This window comes from Salmonella sp. HY31 (assembly GCF_042604575.1).
In the GTDB taxonomy this organism is placed as follows: domain Bacteria; phylum Pseudomonadota; class Gammaproteobacteria; order Enterobacterales; family Enterobacteriaceae; genus Salmonella; species Salmonella diarizonae.
The window spans coordinates 1724637-1744976 of the sequence record NZ_CP170479.1; the positions used below are offsets into that span (position 1 = coordinate 1724637).

20 protein-coding genes and 1 other annotated feature are annotated in these 20340 nt (G+C 52.6%); of the genes, 10 read left to right on the forward strand and 10 right to left on the reverse strand.

All coding sequences use genetic code 11. The features are described 5' to 3' along the window. The first annotated feature begins 70 nt into the window (after nt 1–70). Nucleotides 71–1237 carry a UDP-glucose 6-dehydrogenase gene (ugd, locus tag ACE15A_RS07950; RefSeq protein WP_053510337.1) on the forward strand — a complete coding sequence of 389 codons (1167 nt, stop codon included), beginning with the start codon at nt 71–73 and terminating at the stop codon, nt 1235–1237. Between the two features lie 145 nt (nt 1238–1382). Then, complete coding sequence (gene wzzB, locus ACE15A_RS07955; protein ID WP_023245866.1) at nt 1383–2366, forward strand: LPS O-antigen chain length determinant protein WzzB; 984 nt, start codon at nt 1383–1385, stop codon at nt 2364–2366. A 95-nt stretch (nt 2367–2461) separates the two neighbouring features. Here wzzB and hisIE read toward each other — a convergent pair whose 3' ends face one another. From hisIE to hisL, 9 genes are all read right to left on the reverse strand, one after another. Continuing rightward, nucleotides 2462–3073: a bifunctional phosphoribosyl-AMP cyclohydrolase/phosphoribosyl-ATP diphosphatase HisIE gene (hisIE, locus tag ACE15A_RS07960; RefSeq protein WP_053510335.1), complete on the reverse strand. Its 612-nt coding sequence runs from the start codon at nt 3071–3073 to the stop codon at nt 2462–2464. Further along, nucleotides 3067–3843, reverse strand: a complete 777-nt coding sequence (gene hisF / locus ACE15A_RS07965) for an imidazole glycerol phosphate synthase subunit HisF (RefSeq protein WP_023245864.1) — start codon at nt 3841–3843, stop codon at nt 3067–3069. The genes hisIE and hisF overlap by 7 nt, the downstream gene beginning before the upstream one ends. Further along, nucleotides 3825–4562, reverse strand: coding sequence for a 1-(5-phosphoribosyl)-5-[(5-phosphoribosylamino)methylideneamino]imidazole-4-carboxamide isomerase (gene hisA, locus ACE15A_RS07970; protein ID WP_053510333.1), 738 nt, complete (start codon nt 4560–4562; stop codon nt 3825–3827). The genes hisF and hisA overlap by 19 nt, the downstream gene beginning before the upstream one ends. Next, nucleotides 4562–5152, reverse strand: coding sequence for an imidazole glycerol phosphate synthase subunit HisH (gene hisH, locus ACE15A_RS07975; protein ID WP_023245862.1), 591 nt, complete (start codon nt 5150–5152; stop codon nt 4562–4564). Before hisH ends, hisA begins: the two co-directional genes overlap by 1 nt. Further along, a complete protein-coding gene (gene hisB / locus ACE15A_RS07980; protein ID WP_064055887.1) occupies nt 5152–6219 on the reverse strand; it encodes a bifunctional histidinol-phosphatase/imidazoleglycerol-phosphate dehydratase HisB in 1068 nt (355 codons plus the stop codon). The genes hisH and hisB overlap by 1 nt, the downstream gene beginning before the upstream one ends. After that, complete coding sequence (hisC, locus tag ACE15A_RS07985) at nt 6216–7295, reverse strand: histidinol-phosphate transaminase (RefSeq protein ID WP_053510329.1); 1080 nt, start codon at nt 7293–7295, stop codon at nt 6216–6218. The genes hisB and hisC overlap by 4 nt, the downstream gene beginning before the upstream one ends. Beyond that, nucleotides 7292–8596, reverse strand: a complete 1305-nt coding sequence (gene hisD, locus ACE15A_RS07990; RefSeq protein ID WP_053510327.1) for a histidinol dehydrogenase — start codon at nt 8594–8596, stop codon at nt 7292–7294. Before hisD ends, hisC begins: the two co-directional genes overlap by 4 nt. Before the next feature lie 102 nt (nt 8597–8698). Then, entirely contained in the window at nt 8699–9598 is a 900-nt protein-coding gene (hisG, locus tag ACE15A_RS07995) for an ATP phosphoribosyltransferase (RefSeq protein WP_000886600.1), read from the reverse strand. Between the two features lie 46 nt (nt 9599–9644). Further along, nucleotides 9645–9768, reverse strand: a sequence feature (His leader region). Then, on the reverse strand, nt 9744–9794 hold the full coding sequence (hisL, locus tag ACE15A_RS08000) for a his operon leader peptide (RefSeq protein ID WP_001364200.1): 51 nt from the start codon (nt 9792–9794) through the stop codon (nt 9744–9746). Its footprint overlaps the feature before it by 25 nt. A gap of 162 nt (nt 9795–9956) precedes the next feature. Between hisL and ACE15A_RS08005 the strand changes: the two genes are divergently transcribed. From ACE15A_RS08005 to plaP, 4 genes are all read left to right on the forward strand, one after another. After that, complete coding sequence (locus ACE15A_RS08005; protein WP_053510325.1) at nt 9957–10781, forward strand: SDR family oxidoreductase; 825 nt, start codon at nt 9957–9959, stop codon at nt 10779–10781. A gap of 45 nt (nt 10782–10826) precedes the next feature. After that, nucleotides 10827–11741: a LysR family transcriptional regulator gene (locus ACE15A_RS08010; protein WP_023245857.1), complete on the forward strand. Its 915-nt coding sequence runs from the start codon at nt 10827–10829 to the stop codon at nt 11739–11741. Between the two features lie 233 nt (nt 11742–11974). Beyond that, a complete protein-coding gene (gene yoeI / locus ACE15A_RS08015) occupies nt 11975–12037 on the forward strand; it encodes a membrane protein YoeI (protein ID WP_096335044.1) in 63 nt (20 codons plus the stop codon). After that, nucleotides 12027–13385, forward strand: coding sequence for a putrescine/proton symporter PlaP (gene plaP / locus ACE15A_RS08020; RefSeq protein WP_023245856.1), 1359 nt, complete (start codon nt 12027–12029; stop codon nt 13383–13385). Before yoeI ends, plaP begins: the two co-directional genes overlap by 11 nt. A 139-nt stretch (nt 13386–13524) precedes the next feature. Here plaP and sbcB read toward each other — a convergent pair whose 3' ends face one another. Beyond that, nucleotides 13525–14949 carry an exodeoxyribonuclease I gene (sbcB, locus tag ACE15A_RS08025; RefSeq protein ID WP_053510323.1) on the reverse strand — a complete coding sequence of 475 codons (1425 nt, stop codon included), beginning with the start codon at nt 14947–14949 and terminating at the stop codon, nt 13525–13527. A 401-nt stretch (nt 14950–15350) separates the two neighbouring features. Here sbcB and phsA point away from each other — a divergent pair, with 401 nt between their 5' ends. The 4 genes from phsA (at nt 15351) to dacD (ending at nt 20277) form a co-directional block, all read left to right on the forward strand. Then, complete coding sequence (gene phsA / locus ACE15A_RS08030) at nt 15351–17627, forward strand: thiosulfate reductase PhsA (protein ID WP_064055888.1); 2277 nt, start codon at nt 15351–15353, stop codon at nt 17625–17627. Between the two features lie 14 nt (nt 17628–17641). Then, nucleotides 17642–18220 (forward strand): thiosulfate reductase electron transport protein PhsB, encoded by a 579-nt coding sequence (gene phsB / locus ACE15A_RS08035; RefSeq protein WP_053510319.1) that lies wholly within the window; start codon nt 17642–17644, stop codon nt 18218–18220. Further along, nucleotides 18217–18981 (forward strand): thiosulfate reductase cytochrome B subunit, encoded by a 765-nt coding sequence (gene phsC / locus ACE15A_RS08040; RefSeq protein ID WP_023245852.1) that lies wholly within the window; start codon nt 18217–18219, stop codon nt 18979–18981. The genes phsB and phsC overlap by 4 nt, the downstream gene beginning before the upstream one ends. Nucleotides 18982–19104: 123 nt before the next feature. After that, nucleotides 19105–20277: a serine-type D-Ala-D-Ala carboxypeptidase DacD gene (gene dacD, locus ACE15A_RS08045; RefSeq protein ID WP_053510317.1), complete on the forward strand. Its 1173-nt coding sequence runs from the start codon at nt 19105–19107 to the stop codon at nt 20275–20277. Nucleotides 20278–20340 lie beyond the last annotated feature (63 nt).

The following is a 20340-nucleotide window of genomic DNA, read 5'->3' on the forward strand; positions in this document are numbered from 1 at the left end:
AAACTTTACTATCTTATCAGGATGCGAAATACATCATGATTCATAATTAAGTTAATTCTGAGAGCGAATAATGAAAATCACGATATCCGGGACGGGTTATGTTGGCTTGTCTAATGGTTTGCTTATTGCACAACATCATGATGTGATGGCGTTAGACATTGTTCCTTCCCGTGTTGAACTGTTAAATGATCGGATATCTCCGATTGTTGATAAAGAAATTCAGCAATTTTTAAAGGAAGATAACATCAGATTCAGGGCAACGCTGGATAAGTTTGATGCATACCAGAATGCAGATTACGTCATCATTGCTACGCCTACGGATTACGATCCCAAAACCAACTATTTTAATACGTCCAGTGTGGAATCGGTCATTCAGGATGTGATAAGCATCAACCCCGCAGCCGTTATGGTTATTAAGTCTACGGTGCCGGTTGGCTTTACGGCGGCAATGCGTCAGAAGTTTGCGACAGAAAATATCATTTTCTCTCCGGAATTTTTACGTGAAGGTAAAGCCCTTTACGATAACCTTTATCCCTCCCGTATCGTGATTGGGGAACAGTCTGAGCGCGCCAGAGAATTTGCCGCATTACTCCAGGAAGGCGCTATTAAACAGGAGATTCCGACGCTGTTTACGGACTCCACTGAAGCGGAAGCCATTAAACTTTTCGCCAATACTTACCTCGCCATGCGAGTCGCTTATTTTAATGAATTAGACAGTTATGCTGAAACGTTAGGATTAAATACCCGACAAATTATTGAAGGGGTGTGCCTCGATCCGCGTATTGGCAACCATTATAATAATCCCTCTTTTGGTTATGGCGGATATTGTTTGCCAAAAGATACCAAACAGTTGCTGGCTAACTATAAGTCGGTGCCTAATAATATTATTTCCGCTATCGTTGAAGCAAATCGTACACGTAAAGATTTTATTGCCGACGCTATCCTCGCCAGAAAGCCTAAGGTGGTGGGAATTTATCGCCTGATCATGAAGAGTGGCTCCGATAACTTCCGCGCCTCATCGATTCAGGGGATTATGAAGCGCATTAAAGCGAAAGGCGTAGAGGTCATTATCTATGAACCGGTAATGCAAGAAGATACTTTCTTCAACTCTCGCCTTGAGCGTGATTTGCACTGCTTTAAACAACAGGCGGACGTTATTATTTCTAACAGGATGGCTGCAGAGCTTTCGGATGTCGCTGAAAAAGTGTATACCCGCGATCTTTTCGGTAGCGACTAATAAAACTTCGGGGCTTGATGAATCCCGATGATTTATTGACCAAATAAATGGAAAAAAATGTCTGTTTTTATCATTAATCCTATAGCATATATTTGCTTTACGACTAAACTATTCCCAGCTTCATCCTTTTTTAGTTAGGGTATCTATGACAGTGGATAGTAATACGTCTTCCGGGCGTGGGAACGATCCGGAACAGATTGATTTGATTGATTTATTGCTACAGTTATGGCGTGGGAAGATGACCATTATTGTAGCTGTTATTATCGCCATTTTACTGGCTGTAGGCTATCTGATGATAGCCAAAGAAAAATGGACATCTACGGCGATTATTACTCAACCCGATGCCGCGCAGGTTGCCACCTATACCAATGCGTTAAATGTCTTGTATGGTGGAAATGCGCCTAAAATTTCTGAAGTCCAGTCCGGTTTTATTAGCCGCTTTAGCGCTGCGTTTTCCGCATTGGCGGAAGCGCTGGATAATCAGAAAGAACCGGAAAAGCTCACCATTGAACAGTCGGTAAAAGGGCAAGCGCTGCCGCTCTCGGTTACTTATGTGAGTACTACCGCTGAAGGGGCGCAGCGTCGACTGGCGGAATATATCCAACAGGTGGATGAAGAGGTCGCTAAGGAACTGGAAGTTGACCTGGAAGATAACATTACGCTACAAACCAAAACGTTGCAGGAGTCCCTTGAGACACAGGAAGTTGTGGCGCAGGATCAAAAAGATCTGCGCATAAAGCAAATCGAAGAAGCGTTGCGCTATGCGGATGAGGCCAAAATCACGCAGCCGCAGATTCAACAAACCCAGGATGTCACCCAGGACACTATGTTCCTGCTGGGGAGCGATGCGCTAAAATCGATGATACAGAACGAAGCGACGCGTCCACTGGTCTTTTCTCCGGCCTATTACCAGACGAAGCAGACACTGCTGGATATTAAAAATCTAAAAGTGACTGCCGATACGGTGCACGTCTATCGTTATGTGATGAAGCCGACGTTACCGGTTCGTCGTGATAGCCCGAAAAAGGCCATTACCCTCGTGCTGGCTGTGCTGCTGGGCGGGATGATCGGCGCCGGGATTGTGCTGGGACGCAATGCGCTACGTAGCTATAAGCCAAAAGCCTTATAGGCGTCTTTGCCGGATGGCGGCACAAGCGCCTTATCCATTCTGCGGAACGCAATATTCTTCAGCAAAAAACCGGGCGTTGCCCGGTTTTTTTACGCTTATTGATGGCGCTTACGGAGGTTGTCAATCACGGTGGTGAGGTTGAGATCTTGATCCTGCAACAGCACCAGCAGATGGTACATCAAATCAGACGCTTCATTGGTCAGCTCAAAGCGATCGTTAACGGTTGCCGCCAGCGCGGTTTCTACACCTTCTTCGCCAACCTTTTGCGCAATACGCTTGGTACCGCTGGCGTACAGTTTCGCCGTGTAAGAACTGGCTGGATCGGCGGTTTTGCGCTCTGCCAGCAGTTGTTCCAGTTGATACAGGAATAACCACTGATGGCTGGCGTCGCCAAAGCAGCTACTGGTACCTTTGTGGCAGGTCGGCCCGACAGGGGTTGCCAACACCAGCAGTGTGTCGTTGTCGCAATCCGGCGCAATGCTGACGACATTCAACACATGGCCCGAGGTTTCGCCTTTGGTCCATAAACGCTGTTTCGTGCGTGAGAAGAAAGTGACGTGGCCGGACTCAATGGTCTTGTCCAGCGCTTGTGGGTTCATATAACCCAGCATTAATACTTCGCCGGATACCGCATGTTGCACGATGGCTGGCATCAGGCCATTGGTTTTTCCCCAGTCCAGGTCGCGGCGTTGTTGCTCTGTTAACATATCCTGATCTCCACGCCCTGGCCTGCCAGGTACGCTTTTAATTCGCCAATATTGATGATTTGCTTGTGAAAAACGGAGGCGGCAAGCGCGCCGTCGACATCGGCATCACGGAACGCCTCAAGAAAGTGTTCCATCGTGCCCGCGCCGCCGGAGGCGATCAGCGGCACGCGGCAAACGCCACGGACTTTTTTCAACTGCGTCAGATCGTAACCGTTACGCACGCCATCCTGGTTCATCATATTCAGGACAATTTCTCCTGCGCCACGCTGTTGTACCTCTTGCACCCAGTCCAGCGTCTCCCACTGCGTCACGCGGGTACGGTTCTCATCGCCAGTATACTGGTTAACATGATATTTCCCCGTGGCGTCGTCAAACCAGGTATCAATTCCAACGACAATGCACTGTACGCCAAAGCGCTCAGCCAGACGGGTAATCAGCGTTGGGTCAGCCAACGCCGGGGAGTTGACAGAGATCTTATCCGCTCCGAAAGAGAGAATTTTAGCGGCGTCGTCAATTGACCGAATACCGCCCGCTACGCAAAACGGAATGTCGATCACCTCGGCGACACGCGCCACCCAGCTTTTATCCACTACGCGGCCATCGCTGGAGGCGGTAATATCATAGAACACCAGTTCGTCCGCGCCTTCGTCGGCATAGCGTTTGGCCAGCGGAACGATATCGCCAATGATCTCATGGTTGCGAAACTGTACACCTTTTACCACCTGACCATCACGAACGTCCAGACACGGAATTATACGTTTTGCCAGCATTGGATGGCCTCCTTAACGGTAAATTTCCCTTCCAGCAGCGCGCGTCCGACAATCACGCCGCGTACGCCGGTGCTGCGCAGGGCGGCAATATCATCGATATCGCCAATACCGCCGGAGGATTGAAAGGCGATCTGCGGATATCTGGCGCATACTTCTTCGTACAGCGAAACATTAGAGCCTGCCAGCGTGCCGTCGCGCGAAATATCGGTACACAGCACATGTTTCAGGCCGACGGGGAGATAAGTTTCCACCAGTTGCTCCAGCGAGACGCCGGAATTTTCCTGCCAGCCGCTAACCGCTACCTGCTTGTTGCCGTGTTCGTCTATGCGAACGTCCAGCGCCAGTACCAGCGCCTGCGCGCCGAAACGTTCAAACCAGCCTTTCACCACATCAGGGGATTTTACTGCCGTTGAACCCACGACCACACGGGCAACGCCAGCCTTCAATAATGCCGCAACGTCTTCTTCGGTACGCACGCCGCCGCCGACCTGTACGGGAATATTTACACCCGTGACCAGCGTTTTGATCAGCGATATCTGTCGTTTAGCCGGATCTTTAGCACCGGTGAGATCGACCAGATGCAGTACCTCGGCGCCCTGGGCGGCGTAATCCTGCAAACGGGGCAGGGGATTGTTACCGTAATCCCGCTGCCGGGCATAGTCGCCCTGATGGAGACGCACCACGACGCCGTCGATTAAATCTAATGCCGGAATAATCATTACATCTCCAGGAAGTTTTTCAGCAACTGCGCGCCCGCCGCGCCCGAACGTTCCGGGTGGAACTGTACGCCGAAGAAATTGTCTTTCTGTACTGCGGCGGTGAACGGCTCGCCGTAATTACACTGGGCGATAGTCCACGGATTGACCGGCATCGCATAGCTGTGAACAAAGTAAAAATAGGTGCCATCTTCAATGCCCTGAAACAGCCGATTGCCCGCCTGCGGATACACGCGATTCCAGCCCATGTGCGGCAGCGGCAGGCCAAAATCGGTCATTTTCGGCACATCTTGTTCGATGATGTTCAGCAGATCCACGCCGCGCGTCTCTTCGCTGCGACGCCCCAGCAGTTGCATACCCAGGCAGATACCCAGTACTGGCTGAGTACACGCTTTAATTAAGTCGATGAGTTCACGTTCGCGTAGTTGATCCATAGCGGCTTGCGCCGTGCCGACGCCCGGTAGCAAGAGTTTGTCAGCACGTAGCACCACTTCCGGTTCGCGGCTGACCACTGGGGGGTAACCGTGGCGTGCCACGGCGGATTTTACCGAGCTTAAATTGGCGCAGCCGGTGTCAAGGATGACGACGTTCATCACAGCACTCCTTTCGAGGACGGCAATGTATCGCCCTCCACGCGAATAGCCTGACGTAGTGTACGACCAAAGGCTTTAAACAAACTTTCAACGCGGTGGTGATCGTTCTTACCCTTAGTCTTGAGATGCAGAGTGATGCCCATCGTGTAAGAGAGCGAGCGGAAAAAGTGTTCAATCATCTCTGTACTCAAATCGCCCACACGCTGGTAGGTAAATTCAGCTTTATATTCCAGATGTGGACGACCGGAAATATCCAGCGCGCAGCGTGCCAGGCATTCATCCATCGGCAGTACAAAGCCAAAACGGCAGATACCACGTTTGTCGCCGAGCGCCAGTTTTAACGCCTCGCCGAGCGCCAGTCCGGTATCTTCTACCGTGTGATGATCGTCGATATAGAGATCGCCCTTAACGGTAATCTCCATGCGAAAGCCGCCGTGGGTGGCGATTTGATCGAGCATATGGTCAAAGAAGCCGACGCCGGTATTAATCTTGCTGTTGCCTTCGCGATCCAGCCAGACGCTGACATCAATTTGTGTCTCTTTGGTGTTGCGGACCACATGCGCATAACGATCGCGTTTCGTTAGCTGTTCGCCAATCATCGTCCAGTTCAGAGTTTCACGGTGATAGCGTAAACCAGTAATGCCCATGTTCTCAGCGAGCTGGATATCAGTCGTACGATCGCCAATCACATAGCTGTTGGCGCTATCCATCGCTTGTTCCGCAAGATAGCGCTCCACCAGCTTCACTTTGGGCTTGCGGCAGTCGCAATCGTCTGCGGGCAGGTGAGGGCAGATAAGCACGTCATCAAAGCGTACGCCCTGAGAGGTGAAAATCTGCATCATCAGGTTGTGCGGTCCGTCGAAATCCGCCTGCGGGAAGCTTTGCGTGCCAAGTCCATCCTGGTTAGTGATCATCACCAGCTTAAAACCGGCTTTTTGCAGCTTCAGCAATACGGGAATTACCTCTGGCTCAAAGGCCAGTTTATCAAAGTGGTCTACCTGAAAATCGCTCGGCGGTTCGGAAATCAAGGTTCCGTCCCGGTCGATGAAAAGATACTTCTGACTCATACTGGCTCCGCACGTAAGGCGTCAATGACGCGCTGGTTTTCCTGGCGGGTGCCGACCGTAATCCGCAGGCAGCCGCTTAAAGAAGGTTGTTTATTCTGATCGCGTAAGATAATGCCCTGATCCCATAATGATTTAAATACGCTGCTGGAGGCGGTAAACCGCGCCAGAATATAGTTGGTTTCTGAGTCAAAGACGTGTTCTACGCAGGCGGTCTGTTGCAGAGCATTCACCAGATACTGACGCTCCTGCACTGTCTGCGCCACGCGCTCGCGCATTGCGTTTATTCCCTGCGGACTCAGCGCCTGGGCGGCGATATCCGCCACTGGCGTAGAAAGCGGATAAGGGGCGATTACTTTTAACAGCAGGTTGATCACCTCTTCATTGGCCAGCGTAAAGCCGCAGCGTAGACCCGCCAGCGCAAAAGCTTTCGACAATGTGCGCAGGATAACCAGATGAGGATATTCAACCAGCCAGCCTGCCAGCGTGGCCTGCGGGCAAAACTCAATATAAGCTTCGTCGGCGACGACTATCGCTTTACCACGTGTCAACTCCAGCAGCGTGCGCAGATCCTGCGGGTTGATAAGTTGCCCGGTGGGGTTATTGGGGCTACAAACGAACACCACTTTTGCGCCGTCAAGGTTGTCAGAAATCCCCTGTAGATCCAACTGCCAGTTTTCAAGCGCGGAAACCGTCCGGCGCTCTACGCCAATGGTTTCCGCGCTGACGCTGTACATACCGTAAGTGGGCGGGCAGTAGAGAATGGCGTCTTTCCCCGGTTCGCAGAAGGCGCGGATCACCAGTTCGATCCCTTCATCCGCGCCGCGGCTGACCAGCACTTGCTCCGGCTTTACGCCAGCATATTGCGCGTAGTTTTCAATCACGGCCTTTGGCTGGCATTCCGGGTAGCGGTTAAGCGTTTGTTGGGTGAGCTGAAATTCCACCGCTGTCGGGAATTCATTCGCGTTCAGCCAGACATCGCCGTTACCGCCCAGACGGCGGGCGGACTGATACGGTACAAGGTTGCGGACATTTTCACGGGCTAAGTCAGCGACTCTGAGAGTGTTTTCAGTGCTCATGCTTGCTCCTTGAGGGCGTTTACGCGCAGGGTAACGGCATTTTTATGGGCGGTCAGGCGTTCTGCCGCCGCCAATGTTTCAATGGTTGATGCCAGAGCGGAAAAGCCCGCTTTCGACAGTTCCTGCACGGTCATTCGTTTCTGGAAGTCCGCTAACCCAAGACTGGAACAGGTAGCAGTATAGCCATAGGTTGGTAAAACATGGTTGGTTCCGGAAGCGTAATCACCGGCGGATTCCGGCGACCAGTCGCCGAGAAATACCGAGCCTGCGCTGGTTATCGCATCCACTAAATCGCGCGCATTGCGCGTCTGGATGATTAAGTGTTCCGGTCCATACTGATTAGAGATGGCGACGCACTGCGCTAAATCTTTGGTCACAATCAGACGACTGGCGCTCAGGGCCTGACGGGCGGTCTCTGCGCGCGGCAGTTCAGCCAGTTGACGTTCCACCGCCTCCGCTACCTTGCGGGCGATGTCAGCATCTGGCGTCAGCAGGATCACCTGGGAATCCGGGCCGTGTTCTGCCTGCGAGAGCAAGTCAGAAGCGACGAAGTCCGGCGTTGCGCCACTGTCGGCGATGACCAGCACTTCAGACGGCCCGGCTGGCATATCAATAGCCGCGCCGTCGAGACGCTGACTAACCTGACGCTTGGCTTCAGTTACAAAAGCATTGCCGGGGCCAAAAATTTTATCCACTTTCGGTACGGATTCGCTGCCGAAGGCCAGAGCGGCAATCGCCTGCGCGCCGCCGACGTTAAAGATTTCCTGCACGCCACATAGCTGTGCCGCATAGAGGATTTCATCAGCGATGGGCGGCGGCGAGCACAGAACCACGTTCTGACATCCCGCAATGCGCGCCGGCGTTGCCAGCATCAGCACCGTTGAGAAGAGCGGAGCCGAGCCGCCGGGAATATACAGACCAACAGACGCGACGGGACGGGTAACCTGCTGGCAACGCACGCCTGGCTGGGTTTCCACATCTACTGGCGGTAGCGTCTGCGCGGAATGGAACGTTTCAATATTTTTGACGGCGGCGGCCATCGCCTGTTTTAATTCGTCGCTCAGACGCGCGCCGGCGGCGGCGATCTCTTCAGTGGTGACGCGTAGCGCTGTCACTTCGGTGTTATCAAATTTAGCGCTGTATTCACGCAGGGCGTCGTCACCGCGCGTTTTTACATTATCCAGAATATCGCTGACCGTCCGGGTAATACTGTCAGAGGCGGAAATCGCCGGACGCGTCAGCAACGCACGCTGCTGTTCAGGGCTACAACTATTCCAGTCAATCAGGGTATTGAAGCTCATGGTCTTAACTCCATCACAGGGTTCCGCCTTATCCGGTATACAGAACCCAAAATATCAACGCATTACGTAGGTCTGATAAGCGTAGCGCCATCAGGCTTTAGATCACTCCATCATCTTCTCGATCGGCAGTACCAGAATCGAGCTGGCGCCAAGCGCTTTCAGTTTCTCCATGGTTTCCCAGAACAGAGTTTCGCTGCTGACCATATGCATCGCCACGCGCTGTTGCTCGCCCGCCAGCGGCAGAATCGTTGGCCTTTCGGCGCCTGGCAGCAGGGCGATAACCTCTTCCAGGCGTTCGCTTGGCGCGTGCATCATGATGTATTTCGATTCGCGCGCCTGAATCACGCCCTGAATACGGGTCAGCAATTTATCGATCAGCTGTTGTTTGCTCTGTGCCATTTCACCGTCGCGCTGAATCAGACAGGCTTTAGAGCGGTAGATAACTTCGACTTCACGCAGGCCGTTAGCTTCAAGCGTCGCGCCGGTAGAGACCAAATCGCAGATAGCGTCGGCCAGCCCCGCGCGCGGCGCGACTTCGACAGAGCCATTTAACAGACACGATTTAAAAGAGACGCCTTTCTGATCGAGGTAACGTTTGAGGAGGTGCGGATAAGAGGTAGCGATACGTTTACCGTCCAGCGCCGCCGGGCCGTCCCAGGCTTCGTCAACCGGCGTCGCCAGCGATAAACGGCAGCCGCCGAAGTCAAGACGGCGCAGGGTAAAATAGCGCGGATCTTCGCCCTGCGCGCGGCGGTTGAGTAGTTCTTCTTCCAGCACGTTTTCGCCGATAATGCCGAGATCGACCACGCCATCCATCACCAGACCCGGAATGTCATCATCACGCACGCGCAGGATATCAATCGGCATGTTTTCCGCCATCGCAATCAGACGCTGAGTGTGTAAATTAATTTTTATGCCGCAGCGGGCCAGCAATTCCCGTGAATCATCGCTTAAACGGCCTGATTTCTGAATAGCTATGCGTAAGCGGGTGTTGTCTAACATTCTGTGTTCCTCTTTATCCTGTCTGAACCGGTCTGTATCGCGCGCCAAAAAAAAGCCCCCGGAAGATGATCTTCCGGGGGCTTTCTCATGCGTTCATGCACCACTGGAAGATCTGAATGTCTTCCAGCACACATCGCCTGAAAGACTAGTCAGGATGATGGTGGTGATGGTGGTGTTTAAATTGAACGCGTGTCATAAAAATTCCGATGAATGCTTATTCATTTGATACCTTTTAACCTAAACCACTTTTACGCCTTAAAGCAAGCGCTTTTTTCATTTCGCATTTATAGTATGAATTGTCAGTCACGGCGGGCTGGCGTAGCCTTATGTATAAGGCGTTAAAGTCAGGAGAAAATGGATGAAAAAGGTCGCAATTGTCGGTTTAGGTTGGTTAGGCATGCCGCTGGCAATGTCGCTGGCAGCGAGAGGCTGGCAGGTTACCGGCAGCAAAACCACCCTTGACGGGGTGGAAGCGGCCCGTATGAGTGGAATTGAAAGCTATCCGCTGCGTCTGGAGCCGGAGCTGGTCTGTGAAGCAGACGATCTTGACGCTCTGTTGGACGTCGATGCGCTGGTGATAACACTGCCCGCGCGCCGTAGCGGTCCGGGAGATGAGTTTTATCTGCAGGCGATGCAGGAGCTGGTCGACAGCGCGCTGGCTTATCGTATCCCGCGTATTATTTTTACCAGTTCGACGTCTGTTTACGGCGATGCGCAAGGCGTAGTGAAAGAGACTACGCCGCGTAATCCGGTCACGGCCAGTGGGCGTACGCTGAAGGAACTGGAAGACTGGCTGCACAATCTGCCTGGCACGTCAGTGGATATTCTGCGGCTGGCGGGGTTGGTCGGCCCGGGACGCCATCCTGGACGTTTCTTTGCCGGAAAAACCGCGCCGGATGGTCAACACGGGGTCAATCTGGTGCATCTTGAAGACGTGGTTGGCGCCATTACCCTCTTGCTACAGGCGCCGAAAGGGGGGCACATCTATAATATATGTGCGCCGGCGCATCCGGCCCGCAACGTGTTCTATCCGCAAATGGCGCGCTTGCTGGGAATGGAACCGCCGCATTTTCGTGACGCGCCGGACAACGGCAAAGGGAAGATTATCGACGGTAGCCGGATTTGTAATGAGCTTGGATTTGAATATCAATATCCCGATCCGCTGGTGATGCCGATGGAATGAGTCGCTGTCCAGCAGGTGGCCGCCATATAGTGCAAGGGGACGAGTATGAAACCACTGCTGGACGTTCTGATTATTCTTGATGCGTTAGAAAAAGAGGGCAGCTTCGCGGCGGCGTCGGCAAAATTATTTAAAACGCCGTCCGCCCTCAGTTATACCGTTCATAAGCTGGAAAACGATCTTAATATCCAACTGCTCGACCGTAGCGGATATCGCGCGCGATTTACGCGAACCGGTAAAATGCTACTGGAAAAAGGCCGTGAAGTGCTGCACACCGTTCGCGAGCTGGAAAAGCAGGCGATTAAACTGCATGAAGGCTGGGAGAACGAACTGGTCATCGGTGTGGATGATACCTTTCCCTTTTCTCTTCTGGCCCCGCTTATCGAGGCTTTTTATCAACGCCACAGCGTGACGCGCCTTAAATTTGTTAATGGCGTTCTCGGCGGCTCATGGGAGACGCTGACGCAGGGAAGGGCGGATATCATCGTTGGCGCCATGCGCGCGCCGCCGCCTGACACCGGCTTTGGCTTTGCAAGACTGGGCGATCTTGAACTGGTGTTTGCTGTCGCCCCTCATCATCCTCTGGTTCATGAAGAGGAACCGCTTAGCCGCCAGACGATCAAACGCTTTCGTGCGATTGTGGTTGGCGATAGCGCCCATTCATCCCGATCAATAGGGTCTGAACTGCTCGACGCTCAGGAAGCGATTACAGTGTTTGATTTTAAAACCAAGCTGGAGCTGCAAATTAGCGGCCTGGGATGCGGCTATTTACCGCGTTATCTGGCGCAGCGATTTTTGGAAAGCGGCGCGCTTATAGAGAAGAAAGTTGTGGCGCAAATTGTCTATGAACCGGTGTGGATTGGCTGGAATGAACAGACCGCCGGGCTGGCCAGCGGCTGGTGGCGGGATGAGATTTTAGCAAATAATGCTATTGCTGGGGTGTATGCAAAATCGCCAGTTTAAAAATCAATCGCTTATGAAAAATAATTTTTTGAACGCGCTCTCATTCTCTTGTCATTTCACTTCAGTTTAGGGCAGAATACGCCGCTTGCAAAAAATGACACTAACCGACGTTTTAATACGCGTCGGTTATTTTTTTGCTTCAAACACATCATTCAATACCAAGAGGCCGGGCTTCGTACCGGATAGATACTTACTTAAAAATCGACAGTTGTTGTCGCTGAGGAATCCAGAAAATGGGGCAATTTTTTGCTTACGCGACGGCATTCGCCGTAAAGGAGAATGACCATGTCGCATAACGTTACTCCAAACACCTCTCGCGTGGAATTACGTAAAACGCTTACGTTAGTTCCGGTTGTAATGATGGGTCTTGCCTATATGCAGCCGATGACGCTGTTTGATACATTTGGTATCGTTTCAGGCCTCACTGACGGTCACGTACCGACGGCGTATGCATTCGCGTTAATCGCGATTCTGTTTACGGCGTTGAGCTACGGGAAACTGGTACGTCGCTACCCTTCCGCGGGTTCGGCGTACACCTATGCCCAGAAATCTATCAGCCCGACCGTTGGCTTTATGGTGGGGTGGTCTTCTCTGCTCGATTATCTGTTCGCGCCGATGATCAACATTCTGTTGGCGAAAATTTATTTTGAAGCGCTGGTGCCCTCCATTCCGTCATGGGTGTTTGTCGTGGCGCTGGTGGCCTTTATGACGGCCTTTAACCTGCGCAGCCTCAAATCGGTCGCTAACTTCAACACCGTGATTGTGGTGCTACAGGTGGTGCTGATTGCGGTCATTCTGGGCATGGTGGTTTATGGCGTATTTGAAGGCGAAGGCGCCGGTACGCTGACGAGCACCCGTCCGTTCTGGTCCGGCGATGCGCACGTTATTCCGATGATTACGGGAGCGACGATCCTGTGCTTCTCCTTTACCGGCTTTGACGGCATCAGTAACCTATCGGAAGAGACCAAAGATGCTGAACGCGTGATCCCGCGTGCGATTTTCCTGACCGCACTGATTGGCGGCCTGATCTTCATTTTTGCGACCTATTTCCTGCAATTGTACTTCCCGGATATCTCTCGCTTTAAAGATCCGGATGCGTCTCAGCCGGAAATCATGCTGTACGTGGCGGGTAAAACCTTCCAGGTGGGGGCGCTGATCTTCTCTACTATCACCGTACTGGCTTCCGGTATGGCGGCGCACGCAGGCGTAGCGCGCCTGATGTACGTGATGGGACGTGACGGCGTATTCCCGAAAAGCTTCTTCGGTTATGTTCACCCGAAATGGCGTACGCCAGCGATGAACATCATTCTGGTCGGGGCGATCGCGCTGCTGGCGATTAATTTTGACCTGGTGATGGCGACAGCGCTGATTAACTTTGGCGCGTTGGTCGCGTTTACCTTCGTTAACCTGTCCGTAATTTCGCAGTTCTGGATCCGTGAGAAGCGTAATAAAACATTGAAAGATCACTTCCAGTATCTGTTCTTGCCGATGTGCGGCGCGCTGACGGTTGGCGCGTTGTGGGTTAACCTGGAAGAGAGCTCAATGGTACTGGGCCTGATCTGGGCGGGTATCGGGCTGATTTATCTGGCGTGCGTAACCAAAAGCTTCCGCAACCCGGTTCCACAGTACGAAGACGTCGCGTAATCGCGCGTATTATCGACAATAGCAAAACCGGAGGCACTGCCTCCGGTTTTTTCTCTGTCATCCAGCACGTTTGCCGGATGGTGGCGTAAACGCTGGCCCTGTAGGCCTGATAAGCGCAGCGCCATCAGGCATTGGTCAATTACACAATCTCAGTTGCATACTGCCACAGTGATTTCAGTAACCCCAGCTTCGTTTTATCTTCCGCATACTGCTGAGAAAGCATCTGCAATTCGTTGGCATACTGTTGTAAAAACTCCGGCGTCAGCACCTGACGGCGATGCGCCAGCCAGCGCTGCTGCTCTGCGTCATCCAGCGTACCGGGAAAATTGCGCGCGCGGTAATTAAACAGTAGCTTCTCAATGCGCTTATCGACAAAGGTAATATCCAGCGCGGGCAGGTTACGTGGTTCGGTTTCGAGTACGATTTTCATGGCTGCGCGATCGGCATCGCTGAAAAAACCATCATAGAGCTGGGCATCAACATTATCCGAGGCGGCAAAAGGTTCGGCTTCGGCGAAAATAGCCACCACTTTGTCGCGGACCTGCGGGTTTTCACGCAGCACTTTCAGGTTATCCAGGCAGTGCTGGCGATGAATTCCCAGCCGGTCGGCATCCTCCGGGCGCAAGGTATTCGCCTGTGCCAGTACCGGACATTTATTGATATGCACCAGCTTTACCGGCACTGCGGCGTGATCGCCAAGATCGGCTTTGGTCGTATAAAGCCGCTCGCGAAGGGTATCGCTGTCCAGCTCAAGAAGAGGGGAAATATCGCCTGCTAAATCGACCATGATCACCGCGTTACGGTTTTCAGGATGCCACGCCAGCGGCGCAACCCAGCTTGTATTACCGCGCCACGCGCCAAACATGCCGGAGACATGCACCAGCGGCTTCATTTGCGGAACGTCAATCAGCGCCGCCAGTTTATGTTTACTGCGGTGGCTATAAAGATAATCAAACAGCCGCGGCTGGCGTGTTTTCACCCGTTGCGCCATCGCAATAGTGGCGTAGACATCCGCCATCGCATCGTGAGCGTTGCTGTGTTCGATACCGTTCGCCTGGGTTAAATGTTCCAGACGAAAGCTGGGCAGGCCGTCGTCGTTTTCCGGCCAGTTAATTCCCTCCGGGCGCAGCGCATAACAGGCGCGCATGACATCCAATAGATCCCAACGTGAATTATCATGCTGCCAGCTCCAGGCGTAGGGATCGTAAAAGTTGCGATAAAAAATATTGCGTGTGACTTCATCGTCAAAACGCACATTGTTGTAGCCTACAACGCAGGTTTTAGGAACGGTAAACAGCGCATGAATGCGTCTGGCGAAAGCGGCTTCGTTCTCTCCTTTCTCACGCGCTTCCTGCGGTGTGATGCCGGTAATCAGCACCGCGCCGGGCTGCGGCAGATAATCATCGGCGGGTTTGCAGTAAAACACCTCCGGCTCGCCAATAACGTTGAAGTCATTATCCGTACGGAGCGCAGCGAATTGCGCAGGTCTGTCGAGGGCCGGATGCGTACCGAAGGTTTCGTAATCGTGAAATAAAAAGGTAGGTTGCTGCTTATCGTCAGTCATGGGGTGATGATATCCGGTATCAATTTTAGCGCTGTAGTAAGAGTACCAAAAATCGCCATGCTAATCAGCACGGCATGTGAAGATTGCGGGAGTGTATGAAGAATGTCGTCAGTAAAAACGCCACGGGAGAATTACTGGAATTAATCGTCTTTTTTAAAATGTTATTACGTGTTATTGGAGTTGTATCATTCTTATAATTAACAGTAGGTTGTTTGATAATTCTTGTGATTATTTAATTACATTCAATGTGCGTGTTCAGAAAATATAAAATCTTTATAAAACAAAAGGTTTTATGTATTCATATGTTCATTTTAACAACTGTTTCAAATTGTGAGTAAAGCCGAAATTTCATAATACAAATTAAATATAATCTTCAGCTATATCTAATAACAGGAGGTTATATGAGCATTAGTCGTCGTTCTTTTTTGCAGGGGGTAGGCATCGGCTGCTCTGCCTGCGCGCTGGGCGCTTTTCCGCCCGGGGCGCTGGCGCGCAATCCGATTGCCGGTATTAACGGTAAAACCACGCTAACGCCAAGTTTGTGCGAAATGTGTTCTTTTCGTTGCCCTATTCAGGCGCAGGTAGTCAATAACAAGACCGTTTTTATTCAGGGCAATCCTTCTGCGCCGCAGCAGGGGACGCGCGTATGCGCCAGGGGCGGAAGCGGCGTCAGCCTGGTCAATGACCCGCAACGGATTGTGAAACCCATGAAACGCACCGGACCGCGCGGCGGCGGTGAATGGCAGGTGATTAGCTGGCAACAGGCTTACCAGGAAATCGCGACGAAAATGAATGCCATCAAAGCGCAGCATGGCCCCGAGAGCGTGGTTTTCTCTTCCAAATCGGGCTCGCTCTCCAGCCATCTTTTCCATCTGGCTACTGCCTTTGGTTCGCCTAATACCTTTACTCATGCCTCAACATGCCCTGCCGGGAAAGCCATCGCAGCAAAAGTGATGATGGGCGGCGATCTGGCGATGGATATCGCTAACACGCGCTATCTGGTTTCGTTTGGTCACAATTTGTATGAAGGCATTGAAGTTGCGGATACCCATGAATTAATGACCGCGCAGGAGAAGGGCGCCAAAATGGTCAGCTTCGATCCGCGTCTGTCGATATTTTCCAGCAAGGCGGATGAGTGGCACGCTATTCGTCCCGGCGGTGATTTAGCGGTTCTGCTGGCGATGTGCCACGTCATGATTGACGAACAGCTCTACGATGCGTCTTTTGTTGAGCGTTATACCAGCGGATTTGAACAGTTAGCACAGGCGGTAAAAGAGGCGACGCCGGAATGGGCTGCCGCACAGGCCGATGTCCCTGCCGACGTCATTGTCCGGGTGACGCGTGAACTGGCCGCCTGCGCGCCTCATGCTATTGTCAGTCCTGGCCATCGCGCGACGTTCTCGCAGGAAGAGATCGATATGCGGCGTATGATTTTTACGCTTAATGTACTGCTCGGTAATATTGAGCGCGAAGGCGGGCTATATCAGAAAAAAGGCGCGTCGGTTTACAACAAACTGGCGGGGGAAAAGGTCGCGCCCACGCTGGCGAAACTCAACATTAAAAATATGCCGAAACCGACGGCGCAACGAATCGACATGGTCGCACCGCAGTTTAAATATATCGCCGCTGGCGGCGGCGTGGTGCAAAGCATTATTGACGCGGCGTTAACCCGGAAGCCTTACCCGATAAAGGCGTGGATTATGTCGCGGCATAATCCTTTCCAGACCGTCACCTGTTGTCCGGACCTGGTAAAAACCGCTGAGCAACTGGATCTGGTGGTTAGCTGCGATGTCTATTTGAGTGAGAGCGCGGCGTATGCCGACTATCTGCTGCCGGAATGCACTTATCTCGAACGGGACGAAGAGATATCGGATATGTCGGGGCTGCACCCGGCTTACGCTCTGCGCCAACAGGTCGTAGATCCGATTGGCGAGGCGCGTCCGAGTTGGCAAATCTGGAAAGAACTTGGCGAGCAGTTAGGATTAGGGCAGTACTATCCCTGGCAGGATATGCAGACGCGCCAACTCTATCAGTTGAACGGCGACCATGCCTTAGCGAAGGAACTGCGACAGACAGGGTATCTCGAATGGGGCGTTCCGCTGCTATTACGCGAACCTGAATCCGTTCGCCAGTTTACGGCGCGTTACCCCGGCGCTATCGCGACGGACAGTGACAACACCTATGGCGAACAGCTTCGCTTCAAATCGCCCTCCGGCAAAATCGAACTTTATTCCGCAACCCTGGAGGAATTGCTCCCAGGCTACGGCGTTCCGCGCGTTCGTGACTTTGCGCTTAAAAAAGAGAATGAGCTTTACTTCATTCAGGGCAAGGTGGCCGTGCATACCAATGGCGCGACGCAGTACGTACCTTTACTCAGCGAGCTAATGTGGGATAACGCGGTCTGGGTCCATCCGCAAACGGCGCAAGAAAAAGGCATTAAGACCGGCGATGAGATCTGGCTGGAAAATGCCACGGGTAAAGAGAAAGGTAAGGCGCTGGTGACGCCCGGAATCCGCCCGGACACGCTTTTTGTCTATATGGGATTTGGCGCTAAAGCTGGGGCCAAAACGGCGGCGACGACACACGGCATCCACTGCGGCAATTTACTGCCGCACGTGACGAGCCCGGTATCCGGTACGGTAGTGCATACCGCAGGCGTGACGCTGAGCCGGGCATGAGGGAGGAGGGAACCATGAATCATTTAACGAATCAGTACGTCATGCTGCATGATGAAAAACGTTGTATCGGCTGCCAGGCGTGTACCGTTGCCTGCAAAGTGCTTAATGACGTACCTGAGGGATTTAGCCGCGTACAGGTACAAATTCGCGCCCCTGAACAGGCATCCGACGCACTAACCCATTTTCAATTTGTCCGTGTCTCCTGCCAGCACTGTGACAATGCGCCGTGTGTCAGCGTTTGTCCTACCGGAGCGTCATATCGTGATGAAAACGGGATCGTGCAGGTTGATAAATCGCGCTGTATTGGCTGCGATTATTGTGTTGCCGCGTGTCCTTTCAATGTGCGCTATCTGAATCCGCAAACCGGCGTCGCCGACAAGTGTAACTTCTGTGCCGATACGCGGCTGGCGGCTGGCCAGTCTCCGGGGTGCGTATCCGTTTGCCCAACGGACGCGCTGAAATTCGGCAGACTGGATGAGAGCGAGATCCAGCGCTGGGTCGGTCAGAAAGAGGTCTACCGCCAGCAGGAGGCGCGTAGCGGCGCAGTCAGTCTGTACCGTCGTAAAGAAGTCCATCAGGAGGGTAAAGCATGAATACTATCTGGGGAGCGGAACTACACTATGCACCGGATTATTGGCCGCTGTGGTTAATTTACGCAGGCGTCGTGGTGCTGCTCATGCTTGTCGGGCTGATTATCCATGCGTTATTGCGCCGGATGCTGGCGCCAAAAACGGCGGGCGGCGAAGAGCATCGTGACTATCTCTACTCGCTAGCGATTCGCCGTTGGCATTGGGGAAATGCGTTACTGTTCGTTTTGTTACTGTTAAGCGGTTTATTTGGTCATTTTTCTCTCGGCCCTGTAGCGCTAATGGTACAGGTGCATACCTGGTGTGGTTTTGCCTTACTGGCCTTCTGGGTTGGGTTTGTGCTGATCAACCTCACCACAGGTAACGGGCGTCACTATCGGGTAAATTTTTCCGGACTGGTGACGCGCTGCATACGTCAGACGCGTTTTTACCTTTTTGGCATCATGAAAGGGGAGGCGCATCCGTTTGCCGCAACAGAGCAGAATAAGTTTAATCCACTGCAACAACTGGCATATCTGGCGATTATGTACGCGCTGGTGCCGCTATTAATCATCACAGGTCTATTGTGTCTCTATCCGCAGGTTGCGGGTCTGGGCCCAGTGATGCTGGTGCTGCATATGGCGCTTGCTATCATCGGCTTACTGTTTATTTGCGCACATCTCTATCTGTGTACACTAGGCGACACGCCGGGACAAATCTTCCGTAGTATGGTTGACGGCTATCACCGTCATCGTACCGCGCCGCGTGGGGATAAGCCCGCCGTCTGACCGTATTCATAAAATAAATTAAGCAAGAAAATGTGCCTTGTGTCACATTTTCTTGCAATTTATCCATGTTTGTTTAACCGAACTTCCGTAAAAAGAACGGCAAATAGAGACAATCCTGAGGACATGCTGTTGAAACGCCGTTTGTTTATTGCCGCTTCTTTATTTGCGATGCACCTTTCTCCTGCGCTTGCGGCTGATACCGTAAGTTTTGCTCCCCAACCGCCAGCCATTGATGCAGGCGCCTGGGTGTTGATGGACTACACTACGGGACAGGTTCTTACCGCCGGTAATGAACACCAGCAACGCAATCCCGCCAGCCTCACCAAGCTAATGACGGGCTACGTCGTCGATCGCGCCATCGATAGTCATCGTATCAGTCCTGACGATATCGTCACCGTTGGGCGCGACGCCTGGGCGAAGGATAATCCGGTTTTTGTCGGCTCCTCGTTGATGTTTTTAAAAGAAGGGGATCGCGTGTCGGTACGTGATTTAAGCCGTGGCTTAATTGTGGATTCCGGTAACGATGCCTGTGTGGCACTGGCGGATTATATCGCGGGCGGGCAGCCACAGTTTGTGGCGATGATGAACAGCTATGTGAAAAAACTTAACTTACAGGATACCCATTTTGAAACCGTCCACGGACTGGATGCGCCGGGGCAACATAGTTCCGCATATGACCTGGCCGTACTCTCCCGGGCGATTATTCACGGCGAACCTGAATTTTATCACATGTACAGCGAGAAGAGCCTGACCTGGAACGGCATCACGCAGCAGAACCGCAACGGCTTGTTGTGGGATAAGACAATGCATATCGATGGGCTTAAAACCGGACACACATCGGGGGCGGGATTTAATCTTATCGCATCGGCGGTGGACGGACAGCGTCGACTCATCGCCGTCGTGATGGGGGCGAAAAGTTCGAAAGGCCGTGAGGAACAGGCGCGAAAACTGTTGCAGTGGGGCCAGCAAAACTTTGCAACGGTGCAGATTTTGCACAGCGGCAAAAAAGTGGGCAGCGAGCGGATCTGGTACGGAGACAAAGAAAAGATTGTGCTGGGTACGGAACAGGACTTCTGGATGGCACTGCCTAAAGCGGAAATTCCGCATATCAAAGCAAAATATGTGCTGGATAGAAAAGAGCTGGAGGCGCCAATCGCCGCTCATCAACAGGTAGGTGAAATAGAGCTCTACGATCGAGATAAACTGGTCGCCCAGTGGCCGCTGGTCACTCTGGAATCGGTGGGCAAAGGCGGTATGTTCTCTCGTCTGAGCGACTATTTTCAGCATAAAGCGTAAGCCGTTGTCACACGCCATGCGCCTCAAACTCCTGCTTGCAAAGGGAGGAGTGCGAGTCTGCTC

What these genes read in the sequence shown, in the direction of transcription:
- phsA (WP_064055888.1), top strand. Translation starts at nt 15,351, where the DNA reads ATGAGCATTAGTCGTCGTTCTTTTTTGCAGGGGGTAGGCATCGGCTGC.
- hisA (WP_053510333.1), bottom strand. Translation starts at nt 4,562, where the DNA reads ATGATTATTCCGGCATTAGATTTAATCGACGGCGTCGTGGTGCGTCTC.
- hisH (WP_023245862.1), bottom strand. Translation starts at nt 5,152, where the DNA reads ATGAACGTCGTCATCCTTGACACCGGCTGCGCCAATTTAAGCTCGGTA.
- hisB (WP_064055887.1), bottom strand. Translation starts at nt 6,219, where the DNA reads ATGAGTCAGAAGTATCTTTTCATCGACCGGGACGGAACCTTGATTTCC.
- plaP (WP_023245856.1), top strand. Translation starts at nt 12,027, where the DNA reads ATGTCGCATAACGTTACTCCAAACACCTCTCGCGTGGAATTACGTAAA.
- wzzB (WP_023245866.1), top strand. Translation starts at nt 1,383, where the DNA reads ATGACAGTGGATAGTAATACGTCTTCCGGGCGTGGGAACGATCCGGAA.
- ACE15A_RS08005 (WP_053510325.1), top strand. Translation starts at nt 9,957, where the DNA reads ATGAAAAAGGTCGCAATTGTCGGTTTAGGTTGGTTAGGCATGCCGCTG.
- hisF (WP_023245864.1), bottom strand. Translation starts at nt 3,843, where the DNA reads ATGCTGGCAAAACGTATAATTCCGTGTCTGGACGTTCGTGATGGTCAG.
- sbcB (WP_053510323.1), bottom strand. Translation starts at nt 14,949, where the DNA reads ATGACTGACGATAAGCAGCAACCTACCTTTTTATTTCACGATTACGAA.
- hisD (WP_053510327.1), bottom strand. Translation starts at nt 8,596, where the DNA reads ATGAGCTTCAATACCCTGATTGACTGGAATAGTTGTAGCCCTGAACAG.
- hisC (WP_053510329.1), bottom strand. Translation starts at nt 7,295, where the DNA reads ATGAGCACTGAAAACACTCTCAGAGTCGCTGACTTAGCCCGTGAAAAT.
- phsC (WP_023245852.1), top strand. Translation starts at nt 18,217, where the DNA reads ATGAATACTATCTGGGGAGCGGAACTACACTATGCACCGGATTATTGG.
- ACE15A_RS08010 (WP_023245857.1), top strand. Translation starts at nt 10,827, where the DNA reads ATGAAACCACTGCTGGACGTTCTGATTATTCTTGATGCGTTAGAAAAA.
- phsB (WP_053510319.1), top strand. Translation starts at nt 17,642, where the DNA reads ATGAATCATTTAACGAATCAGTACGTCATGCTGCATGATGAAAAACGT.
- ugd (WP_053510337.1), top strand. Translation starts at nt 71, where the DNA reads ATGAAAATCACGATATCCGGGACGGGTTATGTTGGCTTGTCTAATGGT.
- dacD (WP_053510317.1), top strand. Translation starts at nt 19,105, where the DNA reads ATGCTGTTGAAACGCCGTTTGTTTATTGCCGCTTCTTTATTTGCGATG.
- hisIE (WP_053510335.1), bottom strand. Translation starts at nt 3,073, where the DNA reads ATGTTAACAGAGCAACAACGCCGCGACCTGGACTGGGGAAAAACCAAT.
- hisG (WP_000886600.1), bottom strand. Translation starts at nt 9,598, where the DNA reads ATGTTAGACAACACCCGCTTACGCATAGCTATTCAGAAATCAGGCCGT.